At 64.9% G+C, this 20,142-nt stretch carries 16 protein-coding genes; 5 read left to right on the plus strand and 11 right to left on the minus strand.

What is annotated here, in order from left to right; genetic code table 11:
• Position 1 precedes the first annotated feature (1 nt).
• The 7 genes from PU724_RS09245 to PU724_RS09275 form a co-directional block, all read right to left on the minus strand.
• Entirely contained in the window at positions 2 to 1,429 is a 1,428-nt protein-coding gene (locus PU724_RS09245) for a gamma-aminobutyraldehyde dehydrogenase (protein WP_354420262.1), read from the minus strand.
• A gap of 106 nt (positions 1,430 to 1,535) precedes the next feature.
• On the minus strand, positions 1,536 to 2,351 hold the full coding sequence (locus PU724_RS09250) for an ABC transporter permease (protein WP_127282453.1): 816 nt from the start codon (positions 2,349 to 2,351) through the stop codon (positions 1,536 to 1,538).
• Complete coding sequence (locus PU724_RS09255; protein WP_354420263.1) at positions 2,341 to 3,309, minus strand: ABC transporter permease; 969 nt, start codon at positions 3,307 to 3,309, stop codon at positions 2,341 to 2,343. Before PU724_RS09255 ends, PU724_RS09250 begins: the two co-directional genes overlap by 11 nt.
• Positions 3,310 to 3,529: 220 nt before the next feature.
• Positions 3,530 to 4,528, minus strand: coding sequence for an ABC transporter ATP-binding protein (locus PU724_RS09260; protein WP_354420264.1), 999 nt, complete (start codon positions 4,526 to 4,528; stop codon positions 3,530 to 3,532).
• A gap of 167 nt (positions 4,529 to 4,695) precedes the next feature.
• Positions 4,696 to 5,850 carry an ABC transporter substrate-binding protein gene (locus PU724_RS09265; protein WP_354420520.1) on the minus strand — a complete coding sequence of 385 codons (1,155 nt, stop codon included), beginning with the start codon at positions 5,848 to 5,850 and terminating at the stop codon, positions 4,696 to 4,698.
• Between the two features lie 220 nt (positions 5,851 to 6,070).
• Positions 6,071 to 6,982: a LysR family transcriptional regulator gene (locus PU724_RS09270; RefSeq protein WP_127282457.1), complete on the minus strand. Its 912-nt coding sequence runs from the start codon at positions 6,980 to 6,982 to the stop codon at positions 6,071 to 6,073.
• Positions 6,983 to 7,056: 74 nt separating this feature from the next.
• Entirely contained in the window at positions 7,057 to 7,830 is a 774-nt protein-coding gene (locus PU724_RS09275) for a DeoR/GlpR family DNA-binding transcription regulator (RefSeq protein ID WP_292169320.1), read from the minus strand.
• Positions 7,831 to 8,233: 403 nt separating this feature from the next.
• On the opposite strand from PU724_RS09275, the gene PU724_RS09280 reads away from it, so the two are divergent.
• Both PU724_RS09280 and PU724_RS09285 read left to right on the plus strand, forming a co-directional pair.
• The gene (locus tag PU724_RS09280; RefSeq protein WP_127282459.1) at positions 8,234 to 9,121 is read left to right on the plus strand and encodes a phosphotransferase family protein; all 888 of its coding nucleotides are present in this window, start codon (positions 8,234 to 8,236) and stop codon (positions 9,119 to 9,121) included.
• The gene (locus tag PU724_RS09285) at positions 9,118 to 11,559 is read left to right on the plus strand and encodes a GcvT family protein (RefSeq protein ID WP_354420265.1); all 2,442 of its coding nucleotides are present in this window, start codon (positions 9,118 to 9,120) and stop codon (positions 11,557 to 11,559) included. Before PU724_RS09280 ends, PU724_RS09285 begins: the two co-directional genes overlap by 4 nt.
• A 4-nt stretch (positions 11,560 to 11,563) precedes the next feature.
• Here PU724_RS09285 and PU724_RS09290 read toward each other — a convergent pair whose 3' ends face one another.
• Positions 11,564 to 12,196: a class I SAM-dependent DNA methyltransferase gene (locus PU724_RS09290; RefSeq protein WP_354420266.1), complete on the minus strand. Its 633-nt coding sequence runs from the start codon at positions 12,194 to 12,196 to the stop codon at positions 11,564 to 11,566.
• A 110-nt stretch (positions 12,197 to 12,306) separates the two neighbouring features.
• On the opposite strand from PU724_RS09290, the gene PU724_RS09295 reads away from it, so the two are divergent.
• Positions 12,307 to 13,209 carry a phosphotransferase gene (locus PU724_RS09295; RefSeq protein ID WP_354420521.1) on the plus strand — a complete coding sequence of 301 codons (903 nt, stop codon included), beginning with the start codon at positions 12,307 to 12,309 and terminating at the stop codon, positions 13,207 to 13,209.
• A gap of 18 nt (positions 13,210 to 13,227) precedes the next feature.
• Here the strand turns inward: PU724_RS09295 and PU724_RS09300 are convergent, their stop codons facing one another.
• Both PU724_RS09300 and PU724_RS09305 read right to left on the minus strand, forming a co-directional pair.
• Positions 13,228 to 14,151: a DMT family transporter gene (locus PU724_RS09300; protein WP_354420267.1), complete on the minus strand. Its 924-nt coding sequence runs from the start codon at positions 14,149 to 14,151 to the stop codon at positions 13,228 to 13,230.
• Between the two features lie 83 nt (positions 14,152 to 14,234).
• On the minus strand, positions 14,235 to 15,515 hold the full coding sequence (locus PU724_RS09305) for an amidohydrolase family protein (RefSeq protein WP_292169329.1): 1,281 nt from the start codon (positions 15,513 to 15,515) through the stop codon (positions 14,235 to 14,237).
• A 183-nt stretch (positions 15,516 to 15,698) separates the two neighbouring features.
• Between PU724_RS09305 and PU724_RS09310 the strand changes: the two genes are divergently transcribed.
• Positions 15,699 to 17,453, plus strand: coding sequence for an ABC transporter ATP-binding protein (locus PU724_RS09310; protein ID WP_128346844.1), 1,755 nt, complete (start codon positions 15,699 to 15,701; stop codon positions 17,451 to 17,453).
• 122 nt (positions 17,454 to 17,575) lie between these two features.
• Here PU724_RS09310 and ilvD read toward each other — a convergent pair whose 3' ends face one another.
• Entirely contained in the window at positions 17,576 to 19,420 is a 1,845-nt protein-coding gene (gene ilvD, locus PU724_RS09315) for a dihydroxy-acid dehydratase (protein ID WP_320319720.1), read from the minus strand.
• A gap of 245 nt (positions 19,421 to 19,665) precedes the next feature.
• On the opposite strand from ilvD, the gene PU724_RS09320 reads away from it, so the two are divergent.
• Positions 19,666 to 20,136, plus strand: coding sequence for a VOC family protein (locus PU724_RS09320; protein ID WP_127282467.1), 471 nt, complete (start codon positions 19,666 to 19,668; stop codon positions 20,134 to 20,136).
• The last annotated feature ends 6 nt before the right edge of the window (positions 20,137 to 20,142 follow it).

Consider the following 20,142-nt stretch of genomic DNA (forward strand, 5'->3'; position numbering starts at 1 on the left):
GCTAGCCGTGGGCCACCATGACATGGCGGACGGCGGTGTAGTCCTCCAGCGCGTAGAGCGACATGTCCTTGCCGTAGCCGGACTGCTTCAATCCGCCATGCGGCATCTCGTTGGTCAGCATGAAGTGGGTGTTGATCCAGGTGCAGCCATATTGCAGGCGGGCAGCCGTCGCCATGGCGCGCGACACGTCCCTGGTCCACACCGACGAGGCCAGCCCATAATCGCTGTCGTTCGCCCAGTTCACCGCTTCGTCGACCTCCGAGAAGCGCGTGACCGAGACAACCGGGCCGAACACCTCGCGGCGCACGATCTCGTCCTCCTGCAGCGCGCCGGCAACGACCGTCGGCTGGTAGTAGAAGCCCGAGCCCTCGCCCGGCTTGCCGCCGGTGGTGATCTCGATGTGCTTCAGTTCCGAGGCGCGCTCGACGAAGCTCGACACGCGGTCGCGCTGGCGGCGCGAGATCAGCGGGCCAATCTCGTTCTCGGTGTCGTCCGGCCGGTTGTACTTGATGGTCGAGACGGCGGAGGAGAGGTCGGCGACCAGCTTGTCGTAGACCTTCCTGCCGGCATAGATGCGGCAGGCGGCGGTGCAGTCCTGGCCGGCATTGTAGTAGCCGAAGGCGCGCAGGCCGCTGACCACGGCGCCGAGATCGGCGTCGTCGAAGACGATGACCGGCGCCTTGCCGCCGAGCTCGAGATGCGTGCGCTTGACCGACTTGGCGGCCGCCTGCAGCACCTTCTTGCCGGTGGCGACATCGCCAGTAATCGAGATCATGTTGACCTTGGCATGGTTGATCAGCGCGTTGCCGACGCTTTCGCCACGGCCGAGCACGACATTGACGACACCTTCCGGCAGGATCTCGGCCAGGATCCTGGCCAGCTTCAGCGCCGTCAGCGGCGTCTGCTCGGACGGCTTGAAGACGACGGTGTTGCCGCCGCCGATCGCCGGCGCCAGTTTCCAGGCCATCATCATCAGCGGATAGTTCCACGGCGCGATCGAGGCGACGATGCCGATCGGGTCGCGCCGAACCATCGAGGTGTGGCCGGGCAGGTATTCACCGGCGACCTGGCCGGGCATCGAACGGACGGCGCCGGCAAAGAAGCGGTAGCAGTCGACGATCGCCGGGATCTCGTCATTGAGCACGGAGTTGATCGGCTTGCCGCAGTTCAGCGCCTCCAGTGCTGCAAACTCCTTGGCCTCGGCCTCGATGCGGTCGGCGATCTTCAGCAGATAGCCGGAGCGCTGCGCCGGCGTGGTGCGCGACCAACTGACGAACGCTTGTTCGGCGGCACTGACAGCAGCCTCGATCTGCGCCGGGCTGGCTTCGGGCAGGCTTAGAATGGTCGCCCCGGTCTTTGGATTGAGGATCGGCTCCTCGGTCTCGGTGCCCTTCTCGAAGGTCGAGCCGATCAGCATCTGGGTGTCCATAAGATTTCTCCTTGATCAGGAGCGAGTAGCGAATAGCGAGTAGCGAATTGGGTTGGCGGTCGACTTTTCCCTTATTCGCTATTGGCTATTCCCTATTCGCTGTTCTTCATTTGCCCGAACCAGCGATCTGGTCGCCGTCGCGGGTCAGGTAATAGGCAAAGAGGATCGGCAGCAGCGTCACCAGAACCACGACCATGGCCACGACATTGGTGACCGGGCGCTGGCGCGGGCGGATCAGCTCTTCCAGCATCCAGATCGGCACGGTCTGCTGCTGGCCGGCGGTGAATGTGGTGACGATGACCTCGTCGAAGGACAGCGCGAAGGCGAGCATGCCTCCTGCAAGCAGCGCGGTGGCGATGTTGGGCAGCACGACATGCCTGAAGGTCTGGAAGCCGTCGGCGCCGAGATCCATCGAGGCCTCGATCATCGAGCCGGAGGTGCGGCGGAAGCGGGCGACGGCATTGTTGTAGACGACGACGACGCAGAAGGTGGCGTGGCCGAGCACGATCGTCCAGAACGAGAAGGGGATGTCGGCCAGCGCGAAGGCCGAGCGCAGCGCGATGCCGGTGATGATGCCGGGCAGCGCGATCGGCAGGATGACCAGCAAGGAGATGGTCTCGCGGCCGAAGAAGCGCGTGCGCGAGACGGCGGCGGCGCACAGCGTGCCGAGCACCAGCGCGATCGCCGTCGAGATGGCGGCGACGCGGATCGACAGCGACAGCGCCTCCCACACATCCGGCCGGTTCCAGGTGACGGCGAACCATTGCGTGGTCAGCCCCGGCGGCGGCCAGACGAAGCTCTTTTCCTCCGTCGTGAAGGCGTAGACGAAGATCAGCAGGATCGGCAGGTGCAGGAAGAGCAGGCCGCAGGCGGCGGCGATCTTCAGGCCGAGCGGGGCGGAAGGCGAGCCGTCAGAGCGCATCGAAGGCCCCCATGCGCTTGGCGCCCCAGAGGTAGAAGCCCATGATGACGATGGGCACCACGGTGAAGGCGGCGGCGAGCGGGATGTTGCCGGCCGTGCCCTGCTGCGAATAGACGGCCTGGCCGATGAACAGGCGCGAGGTGCCGATGATCTGCGGGATGATGTAGTCGCCCAATGTCAGCGAAAAGGTAAAGATCGAGCCGGCGACGATGCCGGGCAGCGCCAGCGGGAACAGCACGTTGCGGAAGGTCTGGCCGGGCGAGGCGCCGAGATCGGACGAGGCCTCGACCAGATTGCCCGGCACGCGCTCGAGCGCCGCCTGGACGGGCAGGATCATGAACGGCAGCCAGACATAGACGAAGGCGATGAAGGTGCCGGTGAAGGACACCGACAGCGAGTTGCCGCCGACGATCGGCAGCGACAGCCAGGCATCGAGCAACCACAGAAGGTTCAGCTTGCCGAGCAGCCAGGTGAGGATGCCCTCCTTGGCGAGGATGAGCTTCCAGGCATAGACCTTGACCAGGTAGCTCGACCACAGCGGCAGCATGACGCCAAGATAGAACAGCGCCTTCCAGCGGCCGCGCGCGTAGCGCGCCGCGTAGTAGGCGATCGGGAAGGCGATGATCGCCGAGGCCAGCGTGACGAGCGCGGCCATCGTCACCGTGCGCAGGATGATGTCGAGATTGGCGGCCTGGAGCAGGTCGCCATAGGTCTTGAGCGTGAACTCGCGGTTGATGAGGCCCGAGAACTCGTCGATGGAGAAAAAACTCTGCGCCAGCAGGGCGAACAGCGAGCCGATATAGACGATGCCGAGCCACAGCACCGGCGGCAGCAGCATGAGGAGCAGCAACAGCTTCGGCCGGCGCCAGAACAGGTCGGAGAGCGCGCCGCGCAGGCCGCCGGTGCCCGGCAGGATGGCAGGGGCGGCGGGGTTGGAGTTGAGGGCGGCGATGGTCATGGGGCCACCGTTTGTTGTTGACTAATTGAGAGGTTGAGTTCCCGCCCACCCCCCTCTGTCCTGCCGGACATCTCCCCCGCAAGGGGGGAGATCAGCAGCTTGTCTGTCCTGCCGGTTCTGACGCGTTGCAAATTGGCGAAGCCGGTGGCGATAGCAAATCTCCCCCCGTGCGGGGGAGATGTCCGGCAGGACAGAGGGGGGTGCTTCGCGCAGACCTCAATCATGCCGGCTCGTCCATCAGATGCAGGTGGTCACGGTTGAAGGTGAGCAGCACCGCCTCGCCTTCCTCAGGCACCCCCATGCCGGCGGGCACCACGGCGTGAAGCCTTAGTCCATCGGCATCGAGCGCCAGCCTGGTGGTGGCACCGAGATAGTTGGTCGAGACCAGGCGGGCGGCAACGCCGTCGCCGCTCGCGTCGCGCGCGACACGGATGGATTCGGGGCGCAGACTCCCCCAGCGATGCTGGCCGCAATAGCGCTGGACGAAATCCGGCGGCAGCACGTTGGACGAGCCGACGAAGTCGGCGACGAAGCGTGTCCTCGGGCGCTGGTAGATGTCTTCAGGCGTGCCGATCTGCATGATCCTGCCGTCGTTGAAGACGGCGACGCGGTCGGCCATCGACAGCGCCTCGCCCTGATCGTGGGTGACGAAGACGAAGGTGATGCCGAGCGCCTTCTGCAGCGACTTCAACTCCTCCTGCATGTTCTCGCGCAGCTTGAGGTCGAGCGCGCCGAGCGGTTCGTCGAGCAGGAGCACCTTGGGCTGGTTGACGAGCGCGCGGGCGAGCGCGACGCGCTGGCGCTGGCCGCCGGAGAGCTGGCCGGGACGGCGGGCGCCATAGCCAGGAAGCCTGACCAGCGACAGCGCCTCTTCCGCCGCCTTATGGCGCTCCGGCTTGCCGACGCCCTTGACCATCAGCCCGTAGGCGACGTTGTCGAGGACGTTCAGATGCGGAAAGAGCGCGTAGTCCTGGAAGACGGTGTTGACGTTGCGGCGGTAGGGCGGGACGCCCTCGGCGCGCTCGCCGAAAATGGAGATCGAGCCCGAGGTCGGCTGCTCGAAGCCGGCGATCAGGCGCAGGCAGGTGGTCTTGCCGGAGCCCGACGGGCCGAGCATGGCGAAGAACTCGCCGGGCGCGATGTCGAGATCGACGGCGTCGACGGCGCGAACGCTGCCGAAATGGCGGGAGACTTTTTGAAAGGATACGGCCGAGGTCATGGGCTGTCAGTCAGTTGCCGATTTGGTTCTGTCGGATCGCGATAGCGCGCTGCTTCACCTCCCCCTCGATAGGGAAGGTCGCGGCGAAGCCGCGGGTGGGGTGGCTGGCACAGACCCCCACCCCGACGCTGCGCGTTTACCCTCCCCACAAGGGGGAGGGTAAAGCATCACCGTCCGCCGATGACGCCGATATAGTCAGACACCCAGCGGTAATAGGGAACGCACTGGTTGTTCTCGCTGGCGCATTTCGACACCGGCGTCTTCCAGAACTTGATCTTGTCGAAATTGTCGTAGCCGTTGGTCTTGCAGCCTTCGTCGCCTAGCAGTTCATTGCCCTTGCAGGCGGCGGGCACCACCGGCAGCGAGCCGAACCAGGCCGAGACATCGCCCTGAACCTTGGGCGACAGCGAGTGCTCAAGCCACATATAGGCGCAGTTCGGATGGGCGGCGTCGGCCTCCATCATGGTGGTGTCGGCCCAGCCGGTGACGCCTTCCTCCGGCACGGTCGAGGAGACCGGCTTCTTGGCGGCGACCAGCGTGTTGACCTGGTACGGCCACGAGCCCGAGGCGACGACGCCCTCGTTCTGGAAATCGTCGACCTGGATCGCGGCATCGTGCCAGTAGCGGCCGACAAGCGTGCGCTGGACGCGCAGCAGGTCGAGCGCAGCCTTGTACTGGTCTTCGGTCAATTCGTAGGGATCCTTGATGCCGAGCTCCGGCTTGTGGAACATCAGGTAGTTGGCGGCGTCGGCGATGTGGATCGGACCGTCATAGGCCTGGACGCGGCCCTTGTTCGACTTGCCGTCCGGCAGCTTCATCTCCTCGAAGACGACATTCCAGCTCTTGGGCGCTTCCTTGAAGACGTCGGTGTTGTACATCAGCACGTTCGGGCCCCACTGATAGGGAACGCCGTAGTGCACCTTGTCGACCGTAAACCAGGGGGCGTCTTTCAGCCGGTCGTCGACACTCTTCCAGCTCGGGACGAGATCGGTGTTGATCGGCTGCACGCGCTTGCCGGCGACGAGGCGCAACGAAGCATCGCCCGACGCGGTGACGAGGTCGAAGCCGCCCTCGTTCATCAACGAGACCATCTCGTCCGACGTGTTGGCGGTCTTGACGTTGACCTTGCAGCCGCTCTCCTTCTCGAAGGAGGTGACCCAGTCATAGCCCTTGTCGGTTTCGCCGCGCTCGATGTAGCCCGGCCAGGCGACGATGTTGACCTCGCCCTCGCCCTTGCCGAGTTCCTTGACCTGGGCGACGGCCTGGCCGGAGAAGGTCAGCGCGACCGTCAATGCAGTGCACGACTTCAGGAATGAATTCATCATCGATCTCCCATTTTGGCGCATGTCTCCGATAAGATCACGCGCACCCTCAAAACATTGAAGCGTCCACCGACCAGGAAAATGGGCGGCGCTCCAAGGGGCCGCACTCAGCGGCGGCTTTGGTTCCCTAACCGGAGGTTGCTGCGAAATTCCCGGTTTCGCAAATTCATTTATCAGAAAGCCGATATCGGTTTTTCCGATAGATAAATGCGCGAGCTTGTCAGGGGCGCTGGCGGACCATGCGCTGCGACTGGGCAAGGCCGATGAAGTCGCGCGCGGCCTGCGGCAGGCTGGAGCCGCGGCGCCAGACCATGCCGACCTGGACGACCGGCAAGGCGCCGGAAATATCGCGCGATTCGATGCGGTCGCCTTCCAGCGACCATGGCCGGTAGACGAGGTCGGGCAACAGCGCCACGCCGGCGCCGGTGGCGACGAGGCTGCGCACCGCCTCGACCGAGCGGGTGCGGAAGGCGACATGCGGCCTGGCGCCGAGCGCGGCGAGCAACTTGCCGGTGTTCTCCTCGATCTCGTCGACGGTCAGCATGATCAGCGGCTCCGACACGATGTCGCTGAGATCGATGATGTCGGCGCTGGCGAGTTTGTGGCTGAGCGGCACCCACAGGCGATAGGCCGAGACCTCGAGGATTTCCGACTGCAGCGCGGTGCGGTCGCGCAGGTTCGAGGTGACCATGACGGCGATATCGAGCTTGCCGCCGATCAAGAGGTGCTCGAGATAGTCGCCATTGTCCTCGATGGCCGAGACCTCGACACCGGGATAGGCACGACGGTAACGGGCGAGAAGATCGGACAGCACATAGCCGGCGACCAGCGAGGTGACGCCGAGCTGGAGGCGGCCGCCGGCCACCAGCTGGTCGCCGAAGAAGGCGCGGCGGGCGTCCGACACATCGGCGAGGATCTTGGTCGCGTGGCGCAGGAACTGGTGGCCCTTGTGGGTGATGTTGAGGCCGCGCGGATGGCGCTCGAACAGTTCGACGCCGAGGTCGCTTTCCAGTTCTTTGATCGCCTCGGTGACCGAGGATTGGGAGATGGAGAGGTTCTGCGCGGCGCCGGACACGGTGCCTTGCTCGGCGACGGCGACGAAGAATTGCAGCTGGCGGATGGTGAAAGCCATGGCGGGACTAAACACTGGCGCAGGGCGGAAGGAAAGCGGGCCACTTGGCGGCCCACACCATCGCTGTCGCGGTCTTAGCTGCCGTCGCCACCGGCTATGCTGATCCGCCCGCCGGCCTCGGCGAGCGCGGCGGCGATGTCGCGCGGCGGCGGCAGGTCGGTGGCGAGTTCGGAAAAGCCGTCGAAGCCGCAGACCCGGACCAGACCCTGGCGGCCGAACTTGCTTTGATCGGTGACCACCACCGAGCGCTGGCCGCGCGACAGCACCATGCGGGCGAACTCCGCCTCTTCCAGATCGTAGTCCATCAGGCCGGCAATGGCGTCGACCGCGCCGATGGAGATCACCGCGTGGCTGACGGAGAAGCGGCTGACGAAGTCGATGGCCGAGACGCCGAAGGCGGCGCCGGAATCGCTGCGCAACTCGCCGCCGGCCATGTAGACCTTGTTGCCGTTGACGGTGGCCAGCGTGCGGGCGATGTCGGACGAATTGGTGACAACGGTGAGCCGCCGGTGGCCGAGCAGCTCGCGGGCGAGGAACGAGGTGGTCGTGCCGGTATCGAGCATGACCGACTCGCCGTCGCGTATGGTGGCGGCGACCATGCGGGCGATGGCGCGCTTGGCGTCGGCATTCTCGCGCATGCGCCGCTCGAACGGCGCTTCGCCCGCCATTGCCGGCAGACTGACGGCGCCGTGCATCTTCAGGATCGAGCCGTCATTGGTGAGCGGCTTGACGTCGCGGCGCACGGTCTCCAGCGAGACTCCCAGCCGGTCGGCCAGGCTGGCGATGGTGATGGTGCCCTCCTCGTTGAGGAGCCGCAAAATCTCGCCATGCCGTTTCGAATGGATCATACGGGCTTCCAGGATTTTGACCGATTCTAAGGCAATCCTGCCGTTTTTAAAGGAAGCGCTTATACTTTCGGGCAAAACACCCAAAAAAAGTCACGGCTTTTGATTGACAGCCGACCAACACTGGCGTGAGATCGAAGAAAGGTGACAGGCTCGAAAGCGCCACGGGAAGGTGATGGCAGAGCCGCAATTCACGGACCAGATCGCCCGGAACGGGCCTGGTGCAAGGAATTTTCAGATCCGCGGGGGCGGATGCCGGGATCACAAACCTGGCCAAGGGGCTCGTCGGTGCGGTGCGGGATACCGGTCCTGGCGTCCCGCACCGACGAGATTTTCCCACTCCCCTCCGCCGTCGCCGCCCTGTCCGTGGCGCTTTGTCGAAGCTCAGCCTAACCAGGGATAGACCGTGACCGTCGAAGACCGCATCCGCGCCCTGCCCTGCTGGACCGGCACGATCGAGATTGAGCCGCTGCCGGGCGGCCTGAGCAACGCCAACTACCTGGTCCAGGACGCGGCCGGACGGCATGTGGTGCGCTTCGGCCAGGATTTTCCGTTCCACCACGTCTTTCGCGAGCGCGAGGTGATGACCTCGCGCGCGGCGCATGCCGCGGGCTTCGCGCCGGCCGTCCGCTATGCCGAGCCGGGCATCATGGTGACGCAGTATCTCGGCGCCAGGACCTATACCGCCGAGGACGTGCGCGCCAACATCGGCCGCGTCGCCGCCCTGATGCGCGGCTTCCACCGCGAAATGCCCAATCACGTCTCCGGCGCCGGTTTCATGTTCTGGGTGTTCCACGTCATCCGCGACTATGCGCGCACGCTGGATGAAGGCGGCAGCCGCAAGCGGGACGAATTGCCCCGCTACCTGACGCTCGCCGATGAACTGGAACGCGCGCAAAAACTGCTGCCGATCGTCTTCGGCCACAACGATCTTTTGCCGGCCAATATTCTCGACGACGGCAACAGGCTGTGGCTGATCGACTTCGAATATGCGGGCTTCAACACGGCGATGTTCGACCTTGCCGGCTCGGCCTCCAACGCCGGCCTGAGCGACGAGGAATCCTTCGCCCTGCTCACCGCCTATTTCATGAAGGAGCCCGACGATGCCATCCGCCGCTCGCATGCGGCGATGCAATGCGCCTCGCTGCTGCGCGAGGCGATGTGGAGCATGGTCTCCGAACTCTATCTCGACGCGCCCGGCATCGACTACGTCGCCTACACCGAGGAGAACCTGACGCGGCTCGACGCGGCGCTGGACCACTACCAGACCAAATACGGAAGGCTGAGCCCATGACCTTGCCCAGCCAGGCCGGGATCGTCGTCATCGGCGGCGGCATCATCGGCTGCTCGACGGCCTATCATCTGGCGCGCGACCACAAGGCCGATGTCGTGCTCCTGGAGCAGGGCAGACTGACCTCGGGCTCGACCTGGCACGCGGCCGGGCTGGTCGGCCAGCTGCGTTCGTCGGCCTCGATCACGCGCGTGCTGAAATACTCCGTCGAGCTCTACAAGGGGCTGGAGGCTGAGACCGGGCTCGCCACCGGCTGGAAGATGACCGGGTGCCTCAGGCTGGCCACCAATGCCGACCGCTGGACCGAGTTCAGGCGGCTGGCGACGACGGCGAAAAGCTTCGGCATGGATATGCAATTGCTGTCGCCGGACGAAGTGAAAAAGATGTGGCCGCTGATGGAGACCGGCGACCTCGTCGGCGCCTCCTGGCTGCCGACCGACGGCCAGGCGAGCCCCTCCGACATCACCCAGTCGCTGGCCAAGGGCGCGCGCATGCATGGCGCCAAACTGTTCGAGGAGGTGCGCGTCATCGGCTTCGCGATGAAGGACGGCCGCATCACCGCGGTGAAGACCGACAAGGGCGACATCGCCAGCGACAAGGTGGTGAACTGCGCCGGGCAATGGGCCCGCCAGGTCGGCGCGATGGCCGGCATCAACGTTCCGCTGCAGCCGGTCAAGCACCAGTACATCATCACCGAGAAGATCGACGGGCTGGCGACCGACGCGCCGACGATCCGCGACCCCGACCGCCGCACCTATTTCAAGGAAGAGGTCGGCGGGCTGGTGATGGGCGGCTATGAGCCGAACCCGCAGGCCTGGACGACGGGCGACGTTCCCAACGACTGGGAATTCCGGCTGTTCGACGACGACTACGATCATTTCGAGCAGCATATGGCGCAGGCGATCGAGCGCGTGCCGGCGCTGGCCCATGCCGGCGTCAAGCAGATGATCAACGGGCCGGAAAGTTTTACGCCGGACGGCAATTTCATCCTCGGCGTGGCACCCGAATGCGCCAACATGTTCGTCGGCGCCGGCTTCAACGCCTTCGGCATCGCGTCTGGCGGCGGCGCCGGCTGGGTGCTGGCGCAATGGGTGGTCGACGGCGAGGCGCCGCTCGACCTCGGGGTGGTCGACATCAGGCGCTTTTCCAACCTGCATCGCGACCGGCAATGGGTCTGCGACCGCACGCTGGAGGCTTACGGCAAGCACTACACGATCGGCTTCCCGCATGAGGAATATCTCTCCGGCCGGCCGCGCATCGTGTCGCCGCTCTATGAACGGCTGAGAGAGCATCGCGCCGTGTTCGGCTCGAAGCTCGGCTGGGAGCGGCCGAACTGGTTCGCGCCCCACGGCGTCGAGCCGGAGGACGTCTATTCGATGGGCCGGCAGAACTGGTTCCAGGCAGTCGGCGAGGAACATCGGCATGTTCGCGAGAAGGTCGGCATCTTCGACCAGTCGTCCTTCGCCAAGTACGAGATGACCGGCGCGGATGCCTTGAAAGCGCTCGACTGGATCTGCGCCAACGACGTCAACAAGCCGGTCGGCCGGCTGACCTATACGCAGCTTCTCAACACGCGCGGCGGCATCGAGGCTGACCTGACCGTGTCGCGGCTTGGCGAGGACAGGTTCTACATCGTCACCGGCACCGGCTTCCGCACGCACGATCTGTCGTGGATCGAGGACCATGTCGGCAAGGGGCTCGACGTGGCGCTGAATGATGTCACGGAGGATTTCGGCACGCTGACGCTGATGGGGCCGCGCGCCCGCGACGTGCTGTCGGCGGTGACGGACGCGGATGTCTCCAACACCGCCTTCCCGTTCGGCCATGCGCGCGAGATCCAGATCGCCGGCCATACGGTGAAGGCGCTGCGCGTCACCTATGTCGGCGAGCTCGGCTGGGAACTGCATGTGCCGATCGCGGCGACTGGCGAGGTGTTCGACGCGCTGATGGCGGCGGGCGAGGCGCACGGCATCCGCCCGATCGGCTACCGGGCGCTGGAATCGCTGCGGCTGGAGAAAGGCTACCGCGCCTGGGGTTCCGACATCACGCCCAACGACACGCCGCAGGAGGCTGGCCTCGGCTGGGCGGTGAAGCTTCGCAAGAACACCGACTTCGTCGGCCGAAGGGCACTAGAGGACGCCGCCGGCGAGGCGCTGAAGAAACGCTTTGCCGGCTTTACTGTCGACGACCCCGCGATCGTGCTGGTCGGACGCGAGACCATCCTGCGCAATGGCGAGCCGGTCGGCTACCTCACCAGCGGCGGCTATGGCTACACACTGGGCAAGAACATCGGCTACGGCTATGTGCGCAACGCGGCCGGCGTCGGCAACGATTTTCTCGCTTCCGGCGACTATGAGCTGGTGGTGGCGATGGAGCGGACGCCGGCAAAGATCCATCTCGAGCCGATGTACGATCCGGCCGGGGAAAAAATCAAAGCCTAGGGCCTCAGATCACGCGCAGGACCAGGCCGCGGCTGGGCACGGTGTCGGCCTCGCCGGGCATCGAGACATAGGGCGCGGTCTCTTCGACGCGGACGACCGTGCGCCCTGCCTCGAGCGCGGCGACGCGCTGGGCAAAGCCGGCCTCCCACAGCGTGTTCTTGACCGTGAGCACGATCACCCCGCCCGGCCGGCAGATGCGGATCAACTCGTCCAGACCCTCGGCCCCGACATGGCCTGAAGTGAAGACGCCTGCCGAGACGATGCCGGCATAGGCATTGTCCGCGAAGGGCAATGGCCCACCCATCGCCAGGCAGTGAAGCGCCGTGTAGACCCCTTTGGCGGCAGCCTTGTCCAGCATGCCTTGCGAAATATCGAGCGCCTCGACCTTGGGATAGCCGGTGATGGCGAGCCATTCGCCGATCAGGCCGGTGCCGGCGCCGGCATCCAGCAGCGGCGCGGCGCCGCGCGGCAGATGGCGGGCGATCAGCGCCAGGCAGATCGTCGGATGGCGATAACCGGCCGCCGACATGTCGGCGTCGTAGGTCTCGGACCAGCGGTCGTAAAGCGCTGCCACCTCTTCCGGCCGCTTCGCCGCGTAGGCCGCGGTGAGCGGTCCAAGAGGCTTGCTGTCTGCCATCTTTCTGTTGCCGCCGCCTGATCGAGTCGACTTTGATCGGATGATAGCCAAATGGCGAAAATTGTGGAACCGTTCCTCCATAAACAAGGTGAGAAGGTAAACACGGGGGCATAATGACGGACGAGGCACGCGCGGCATTGGCCGCGATTCCGGTGCTGGCGGGCTACCAGGGACCGCTGGAACGGCTCGGCGGCCTGACCAATCTCGTCTACAGGGCCGGCGATCTTTGCCTGCGCATCCCCGGCAAGGGCACCGAGGAGTATATCAACCGCGCCAATGAGGCGGTGGCGGCGCGCGAGGCGGCCAAGGCCGGTGTCAGCCCCGAGGTGCTGCATGCCGACGCCGGGACGGGCGTGCTGGTGAGCCGTTATGTCGCCGGCGCCGAAACGATGTCGCCGGAGAAGTTCAAGACGAGGGCCGGCAGCCCGGCGCGCGCCGGCGAGGCCTTCCGCAAGCTGCATTCATCCGGCGCGGTGTTTCCGTTCCGCTTCGAGCTGTTTGCGATGATCGACGACTATCTCAGGGTGCTGTCGACCAAGGATGTGGCGCTGCCCGCCGGCTATCACGACGTGGTGCGCGAGGCCGACAGCGTGCGCGCGGCGCTTGCAACCCACCCCATTCCAATTGTCGCCTGCCACTGCGATCCGCTGTGCGAGAATTTTCTCGATACCGGCGACAGGATGTGGATCGTCGACTGGGAATATTCGGGCATGAACGATCCGCTCTGGGACCTCGGCGATCTCTCCGTCGAAGGCAAGTTCGACGCCGCGCAGGACGAGGAATTGATGCTCGCCTATTTCGGCCGCGCGCCGAAGCCCGCCGAGCGCGGCCGCGTCGTCATCTACAAGGCGATGTGCGACCTTCTGTGGACGCTGTGGGGGCTGATCCAGCTCGCCAACAACAATCCGGTCGACGATTTCCGCGCCTATGCCGACGGCCGCTTCGCCCGCTGCAAGGCGTTGATGGAGACGGCGGAGTTCTCGCTGCACCTAGCGGCGATACGCAAGGGCTAGCCGCCCGAACTGCGAGCCCTAGTTCACGCTCTTCGGCACGTTCTCCGGGGGAACCACTGTCTCCACCACCTTCTGGCGATGGAAGATGAAGATGCCGGCGAGCACGACGATCGCCGAGCCGACCAGGATGCGAAGGCTCGGCACGTCGCCGAAGAAGGCCAGACCAAAGACGATCGCCCACAGAAGCAAGCTGTAGTGCAGCGGCGCCAGCGTCGAGGCGGGCGCCAGCTTCAGCGCCCTGGTGATCATCAGATGGGCGGCGCAGGAGACGACGCCGAGCAACAGCATGGCGCCGAAATCGAGCGCGGACGGTGTGCGCCAGGCCCCGATGGTCAAGACCCCGCCGACAACCAGCGTGCCGATGGTCTGCCAGGTGACGAGCGTTGTGTCGCTGGTGCCGCGCAGACGACGGCCAAGGATGATGGCGAAGCCGAAAGCGATGCTGCCGACCAGCGCAAAGCCGGAAGACATTGAGAAGGCGGCAGAGGACGGCTTCAGGATGATGAGCACGCCGCAGAAGCCTACCAGGATCGCCAGCCATCGCCGCCAGCCGACCTTCTCACCGAGCAGCAGGTGCGACAGCGCCGCGACATAGATCGGGCCGGCCATGTAGAAGCTCATCACGTCGGCGAGCGGCAAATAGACGACCGCGGCGTAGAAGAACCCGGTATCGAGCGTGGTCGCCACGACGCGCAGGACCTGCAGCATCGGCCGGTCGAGACTGAACAGCCTGCCCGTACCCTGGTTGGCGATCATCGGACCGAGCACGATGAAGGCGCCGATCGAGCGGATCAGCACCACCTGACCGACCGAGAAGGAGGCGACCAGCCATTTGCCCATCGCGTCGTTCAACGCGAACATGAAATCGCCGGCCAGCATCAGGAGGATGCCGGCGAGAAGCATGTTCTTGATCGTAAAGCCACGGGCGAAAGACTGAGCCATGGCGGGCGTCCTAGCTTCAAGCCGGGGATTTGACGAGCAAAATCCCGGCAATCCGTAAGACCAGCGGCGAAAATCGGCTGGTTCTAGCTGGATTTATGCCTTCGGTTGACATTTTGCGGCCTACCCGCGATCGACACGCGCGTTTCCTGCTTTGTCCGCTCCGCCACCACCTTGCCCCGGGCGATGACGCAGAGTCGTTCAGCGCGCAGGCGCACCGCCTCGATCGCATTGCCGGCATCGAGGACGACGAGGCTGGCGCGCTTGCCGACGGCCAGCCCGAGGTGGTCGAGGCCCATGATGGCGGCGTTGACGTTGGTGACCATGTCGAAACAGCGCGCCATGTCGGCCGGGCTCGACATCTGGGCGACATGCAGGCCCATGAAGGCGACGTCGAGCATGTCGGCGGTGCCCAGCGAATACCAGGGGTCGAGCACGCAGTCCTGGCCCCAGCCGACGCGGATGCCGAGCGCCAGCATCTCCTTCACCCGGGTCAGGCCGCGTCGCTTGGGGAACGTGTCGTGGCGGCCCTGCAGCATGATGTTGATCAGCGGATTGGGGATCGCCGACACGCCGGCCTCGGCGATCAGCGGCAACAGCTTGGAGACGTAGTAATTGTCCATCGAATGCATGGAGGTGAGGTGCGAGCCGGCCACCCTGCCCTGCAGGCCGAGCCGCTCGGTCTCATAGGCAAGCTGCTCGATGTGGCGCGACAGCGGATCGTCGGTCTCGTCGCAGTGCAGGTCGACCATGAGGCCGCGTTTGGCGGCGATTTCGCAGAGCTCGGTTACTGAGCGCGTGCCGTCGGCCATGGTGCGCTCGAAATGCGGGATGCCGCCGACAATGTCGACGCCGAGATCGAGCGCGCGGATGGTGTTTTGACGCGCCGTCGGCGAGCGGTAGAGCCCGTCCTGCGGGAAGGCGACAAGCTGCAGGTCGATATAGGGCGCGACGGTCTTCTTGACCTCGAGCAGCGCTTCGACCGCCAGCAGCCGGTCGTCGCAGACATCGACATGGGTGCGGATGGCAAGCAGCCCCATCGACACCGCCCAGTCGCAATAGGCGAGCGCACGCTCGCGCACCGCCTCATGCGTCAGCAGCGGCTTCAGTTCGCCCCACAGCGCGATGCCTTCGAGCAGCGTGCCGGAGGCGTTGATGCGCGGAATGCCGTAGGAGAGCGTGGCGTCCATATGGAAATGCGGATCGACGAAGGGCGGCGAGACCAGATTGCCACGCGCGTCGATCACCGTGCCCGCGGCGGCGGTCAGTTCGGGCTCGATCGCGGCGATCGTCTCGCCGGCGATGCCGATGTCGGCAACCCTTCCGTCCGGCAGCGTGCCGCCGCGCACGATCAGGTCGAAATCCATCTTCCGTCATCCCCTTGGTAGAATCAGCGCCATCCTGGCGCAAAAGAGGGTCTGCCGCAGCCGTTTCGTTCCGCAAGTGCGAAAGGTTCCATCCGGCGGCAACTCGCTCTATAAGCCGCCTCTCGCCCTCGTGGCGAATCCGAAATTCGCTCAGAGACTCCAGCTAGGCACGGGATCAGCCGTTTGTTTCGTTTCTTCCGTTCGTCGGAAAACCAGAGCCTCATCGCGAGGTTGGTGAGGGAATCCTTTCACCAACACAAGTTCGGCTATGGCGCCGCCATAGTTTCAATGCTGGTGGTGGCCGCCACGACCGCCGCCAGCGCCTGGATCCTCAGCGTAATCACCAATGAATTCGTGATCTACAAGAGAGTCGAACGCGTTAACTGGATAGCCTTTGCGGTCGCCGCAATCTTCATCGCCAAGGGCATCGCCAACTTCGTCCAGGCCTATTTCATGAGCCGGGTCGGCAACGCCATCATCGCCGACCGCCAGCGCAAGATCTATGACCGGATCCTGGCGCAAGGCATCGAGTTCTACCATTCGACCTCGTCATCCGACCTGATCACGCGCATGACCAACAACGCGCAGGCCGCACGCAGCGTCCTCGACCTCGTCGTCACATCCTATGTGCGGGATCTGGTGACCTTGATTGCCTTGGTGGCCGTCATGGTCTGGAAGCAACCGGCGTTGTCCCTGATCTGCTTCGTCGTCGGGCCGGTCGCGATCTACGGCGTCAACCGCATCCTGAAGCGCATCCGCAAGATTGCGTCGATGGAATTTCGCTCGCTCGGCCAGATCGTGCATGTGATGCAGGAAACGGCGATCGGGGTGCGTGTCGTCAAATCCTTCAACCTCGAAGGCGCGATGCGCAAGCGCATGTACAAGGCGGTCTCCGACGTCGAGAACCGCGCCAACAACATCGCCACACTGGAAGCCGCCACCAGTCCGGTGATGGAAACGCTTGCCGGGCTGGCGATCGCCGGTGCGATCTTTGTGAGCGGTTTCCTGGTTTTGCAGGGCGGTCAGATGCCGGGCAACATCATGGCCTTCATCGGGGCACTGCTGCTGGCCTATGAGCCGGCCAAGCGTCTGGCACGCGTGCGCATTTCGCTTGAGACCGGCATCGTCGGCGTGCGCATGATGTTCCAACTCGCCGATCGGCCGCTGACACTTGCCGAAAAGCCGGACGCCACACCGCTGCGACCGGGGCCCGGCGAGATCAGGTTCGAAGACGTAACTTTCGCCTATCCCGAGAGCGCGCCGGTCTTCAAAGACTTGAACCTCACCCTGGCGCCCGGCAAGATGACGGCGCTGGTCGGGCCGTCGGGCGGCGGCAAGTCGACGATCCTCAATCTGATCATGCGCATGTACGACCCGCAGAGCGGCAAGGTGGCGTTCGACGGTCAGGACATCTCGCATGCCACGCTCGCCTCTCTCAGGCAGAAGATCGCCTATGTCAGCCAGGACACGTTCCTGTTTGCCGGCACCGTCATGCACAACATCCGCCTCGGCCGTCAGGATGCGACCGAAGCGGAGGTGATCGCCGCCGCCAAGGCCGCCAACGCCCATGACTTCATCAGCGCCATGGCCAAGGGCTACGAGACAGAGGTAGGTGAGAACGGCTCGCTACTGTCCGGCGGCCAGCGCCAGCGTATCTCGATCGCGCGCGCCATGCTGCGCAATGCCGAAATCCTGCTGCTCGACGAGGCGACCAGCGCGCTCGATGCCGAGTCGGAAGCGCTGTTCCGCGACGCGCTGCAGCAGCTCACGGTCGGGCGCACAACCATCGTCATCGCGCACCGGCTGTCGACCGTGCATCAGGCCGACACGATCGTGGTGCTGGAGAACGGCAAGGTGCAGGAAAGCGGCCCGCACAAGACCCTGCTCAAGCAGGGCGGGCTGTATCAGAAGCTCTATGAGTATCAGCTGATGCCGTGAGCTTACCCTCCCCCTTGTGGGGAGGGTCGCTGCGAAGCAGCGGGGCGGGGGTCGGCGCCGCCCCTCACCCGGACCTTCGGTCCGACCTCCCCATAGGGGGAGGTAGGGGTCGCAGCTTAACCCTACTCCGGCACTTTCCGCACCGCACCCTTGTCGGCGCTGGTGGCGAAGGCGGCGTAGGCGCGCAGCGCGGTCGTCACCTTGCGCTTGCGCTTTTCCTCCGGCTTCCAGGCATCCGCGCCCTTGACCGCCATGGCCGAGCGGCGGGAATCGAGCTCGGCCTCGCTGACCGCGAGATGAATCTTGCGGTTGGGGATATCGATCTCGATCGTGTCGCCTTCCCGGACCAGGCCGATCAGCCCGCCTTCGGCGGCTTCCGGTGAGACATGGCCGATCGACAGACCCGACGTGCCGCCGGAGAAGCGGCCGTCGGTGATCAGCGCGCAGGCCTTGCCGAGGCCTTTCGACTTCAGATAGCTGGTCGGATAGAGCATCTCCTGCATGCCGGGGCCGCCCCGCGGACCCTCATAGCGGATGACGACGACATCGCCGGCCTTGATCTCATTGCCGAGGATCGCCTTGACGGAAGCGTCCTGGCTTTCGAACACCCTGGCCGGACCGGTGAACTTCAGGATCGACTCGTCGACGCCGGCGGTCTTCACGATGCAGCCGTCGAGCGCCAGATTGCCCTTCAGCACGGCAAGGCCGCCATCCTTGGAGAAAGGCGTCTGAGCCGAGCGGATGACGCCCGTCTCGCGGTTCGTGTCGAGGTCGTCCCAGCGGCGGTCCTGGCTGAAGGCGACCTGCGTCGGCACGCCGCCGGGGGCGGCGAGGAAGAAGTCGCGCACGTTCTGGCTGGAGGTGCGGGAAATGTCCCAATGGTCGAGCGCCTCTCCAAGCGTCGCCGTATGCACGGTCGGCAGGTCGCGGTTGATCAGCCCGGCATTGTCCAACTGGCCGAGGATGGCCATGATGCCGCCGGCGCGGTGGACGTCCTCCATGTGCACGTCGGACTTGGCCGGCGCCACCTTGCAGAGCACCGGCACCTTGCGCGACAGCCGGTCGATGTCTTCCATCGTGAAGTCGACCTCGCCCTCGTGCGCCGCGGCCAGGATATGCAGAACCGTGTTGGTCGAGCCGCCCATGGCGATGTCGAGCGCCATGGCGTTCTCGAAAGCGCCCTTGGAGGCGATGCTGCGCGGCAGGGCGCTTTCGTCCTCCTGCTCGTAATAGCGCTGGGCGAGATCGACGACGAGATGGCCGGCCTCGACGAACAGGCGCTTGCGCTCGGCGTGCGTTGCCAGCGTCGAGCCATTGCCGGGCAGCGACAGGCCGAGCGCCTCGGTCAGGCAGTTCATCGAATTGGCGGTGAACATGCCCGAGCACGAGCCGCAGGTCGGGCAGGCCGAGCGCTCGATGACCTTGACGTCCTCGTCGGAGATCTTGTCGTCGGCGGCTGCGACCATGGCGTCGACGAGGTCGAGCGCCTGCGTCTTGCCGGCCAGCACCACCTTGCCGGCCTCCATCGGTCCGCCGGAGACGAAGACGGTCGGGATGTTGAGGCGCAGCGAGGCCATCAGCATGCCGGGGGTGATCTTGTCGCAATTGGAGATGCAGACCATGGCGTCGGCGCAATGGGCGTTGACCATGTATTCGACGGAGTCGGCGATCAGCTCGCGCGACGGCAGCGAATAGAGCATGCCGTCATGGCCCATGGCGATGCCGTCATCGACGGCGATGGTGTTGAATTCCTTGGCGACGCCGCCCGCCTTCTCGATCTCGCGCGCCACCAGCTGGCCGAGATCCTTCAAATGGACATGGCCGGGCACGAACTGGGTGAAGGAGTTGACCACCGCGATGATCGGCTTGCCGAAATCCGAATCCTTCATGCCGGTGGCACGCCACAGGCCGCGGGCGCCGGCCATGTTGCGGCCGTGGGTGGTGGTGCGGGAACGATAGGCGGGCATGCAATTTTCCTTAGCTGGCTGGCCACGCTCGATGCGGAGCGCGGCGGCGCTGAATTCAGGTCGCAGGCGTTATAGACGCCGAAGCCTGGTCTGGCCACAATTTTGCGGCGCGCCAGATTTTCCAGGAAAATTCGATGCCATTGTCGGATCGCGCGCCGCGCGGCCGTCCTTGGACAGACGGCACGGAATGGCACCATTCCCGGAGTCAGCCGTTTCATCGTAAGAAGCAACCCGAGGAGCACGAGATGCAAAAGATCACCACCTGCCTGTGGTTCGACGATCAGGCCGAAGAGGCGATGAATTTCTACGTGTCCATCTTCAAGAATTCGAAGGTGCTGAGCGTGATGCGTTGGCCCGAAGGCCACGCCGATGAAGGCAAGGCGCTGGTGACCACGTTCGAACTCGACGGCGTGCAGTTCCAGGCGCTCAACGGCGGACCGCAATTCAAGTTCAACGAGGCGATGTCACAGTCGATCGACTGCAAGACGCAGGAAGAGGTGGACTATTTCTGGGACAGGCTCATCGAAGGCGGAGGCGAACCGTCGCAATGCAGCTGGCTCAAGGACAAGTTCGGAGTGTCCTGGCAGGTCGTGCCGGAGCAGTTGCCGCGGCTGCTTCTGGACCCGGACCGGGCCAAGGCCGGCCGCGTGATGTCGGCGATGATGGAGATGAGCAAGATCGACATCGCCAAGATCGAGGAAGCGGCGCGAGGCTGAGTGAAA

The sequence above is a fragment of the Mesorhizobium abyssinicae genome, assembly GCF_049887195.1.
GTDB classification, from domain to species: Bacteria; Pseudomonadota; Alphaproteobacteria; order Rhizobiales; family Rhizobiaceae; genus Mesorhizobium; species Mesorhizobium abyssinicae.

What these genes read in the sequence shown, in the direction of transcription:
- PU724_RS09245 (WP_354420262.1), bottom strand. Translation starts at nt 1,429, where the DNA reads ATGGACACCCAGATGCTGATCGGCTCGACCTTCGAGAAGGGCACCGAG.
- PU724_RS09250 (WP_127282453.1), bottom strand. Translation starts at nt 2,351, where the DNA reads ATGCGCTCTGACGGCTCGCCTTCCGCCCCGCTCGGCCTGAAGATCGCC.
- PU724_RS09255 (WP_354420263.1), bottom strand. Translation starts at nt 3,309, where the DNA reads ATGACCATCGCCGCCCTCAACTCCAACCCCGCCGCCCCTGCCATCCTG.
- PU724_RS09260 (WP_354420264.1), bottom strand. Translation starts at nt 4,528, where the DNA reads ATGACCTCGGCCGTATCCTTTCAAAAAGTCTCCCGCCATTTCGGCAGC.
- PU724_RS09265 (WP_354420520.1), bottom strand. Translation starts at nt 5,850, where the DNA reads ATGAATTCATTCCTGAAGTCGTGCACTGCATTGACGGTCGCGCTGACC.
- PU724_RS09270 (WP_127282457.1), bottom strand. Translation starts at nt 6,982, where the DNA reads ATGGCTTTCACCATCCGCCAGCTGCAATTCTTCGTCGCCGTCGCCGAG.
- PU724_RS09275 (WP_292169320.1), bottom strand. Translation starts at nt 7,830, where the DNA reads ATGATCCATTCGAAACGGCATGGCGAGATTTTGCGGCTCCTCAACGAG.
- PU724_RS09285 (WP_354420265.1), top strand. Translation starts at nt 9,118, where the DNA reads ATGACCTTGCCCAGCCAGGCCGGGATCGTCGTCATCGGCGGCGGCATC.
- PU724_RS09290 (WP_354420266.1), bottom strand. Translation starts at nt 12,196, where the DNA reads ATGGCAGACAGCAAGCCTCTTGGACCGCTCACCGCGGCCTACGCGGCG.
- PU724_RS09300 (WP_354420267.1), bottom strand. Translation starts at nt 14,151, where the DNA reads ATGGCTCAGTCTTTCGCCCGTGGCTTTACGATCAAGAACATGCTTCTC.
- PU724_RS09305 (WP_292169329.1), bottom strand. Translation starts at nt 15,515, where the DNA reads ATGGATTTCGACCTGATCGTGCGCGGCGGCACGCTGCCGGACGGAAGG.
- ilvD (WP_320319720.1), bottom strand. Translation starts at nt 19,420, where the DNA reads ATGCCCGCCTATCGTTCCCGCACCACCACCCACGGCCGCAACATGGCC.
- PU724_RS09320 (WP_127282467.1), top strand. Translation starts at nt 19,666, where the DNA reads ATGCAAAAGATCACCACCTGCCTGTGGTTCGACGATCAGGCCGAAGAG.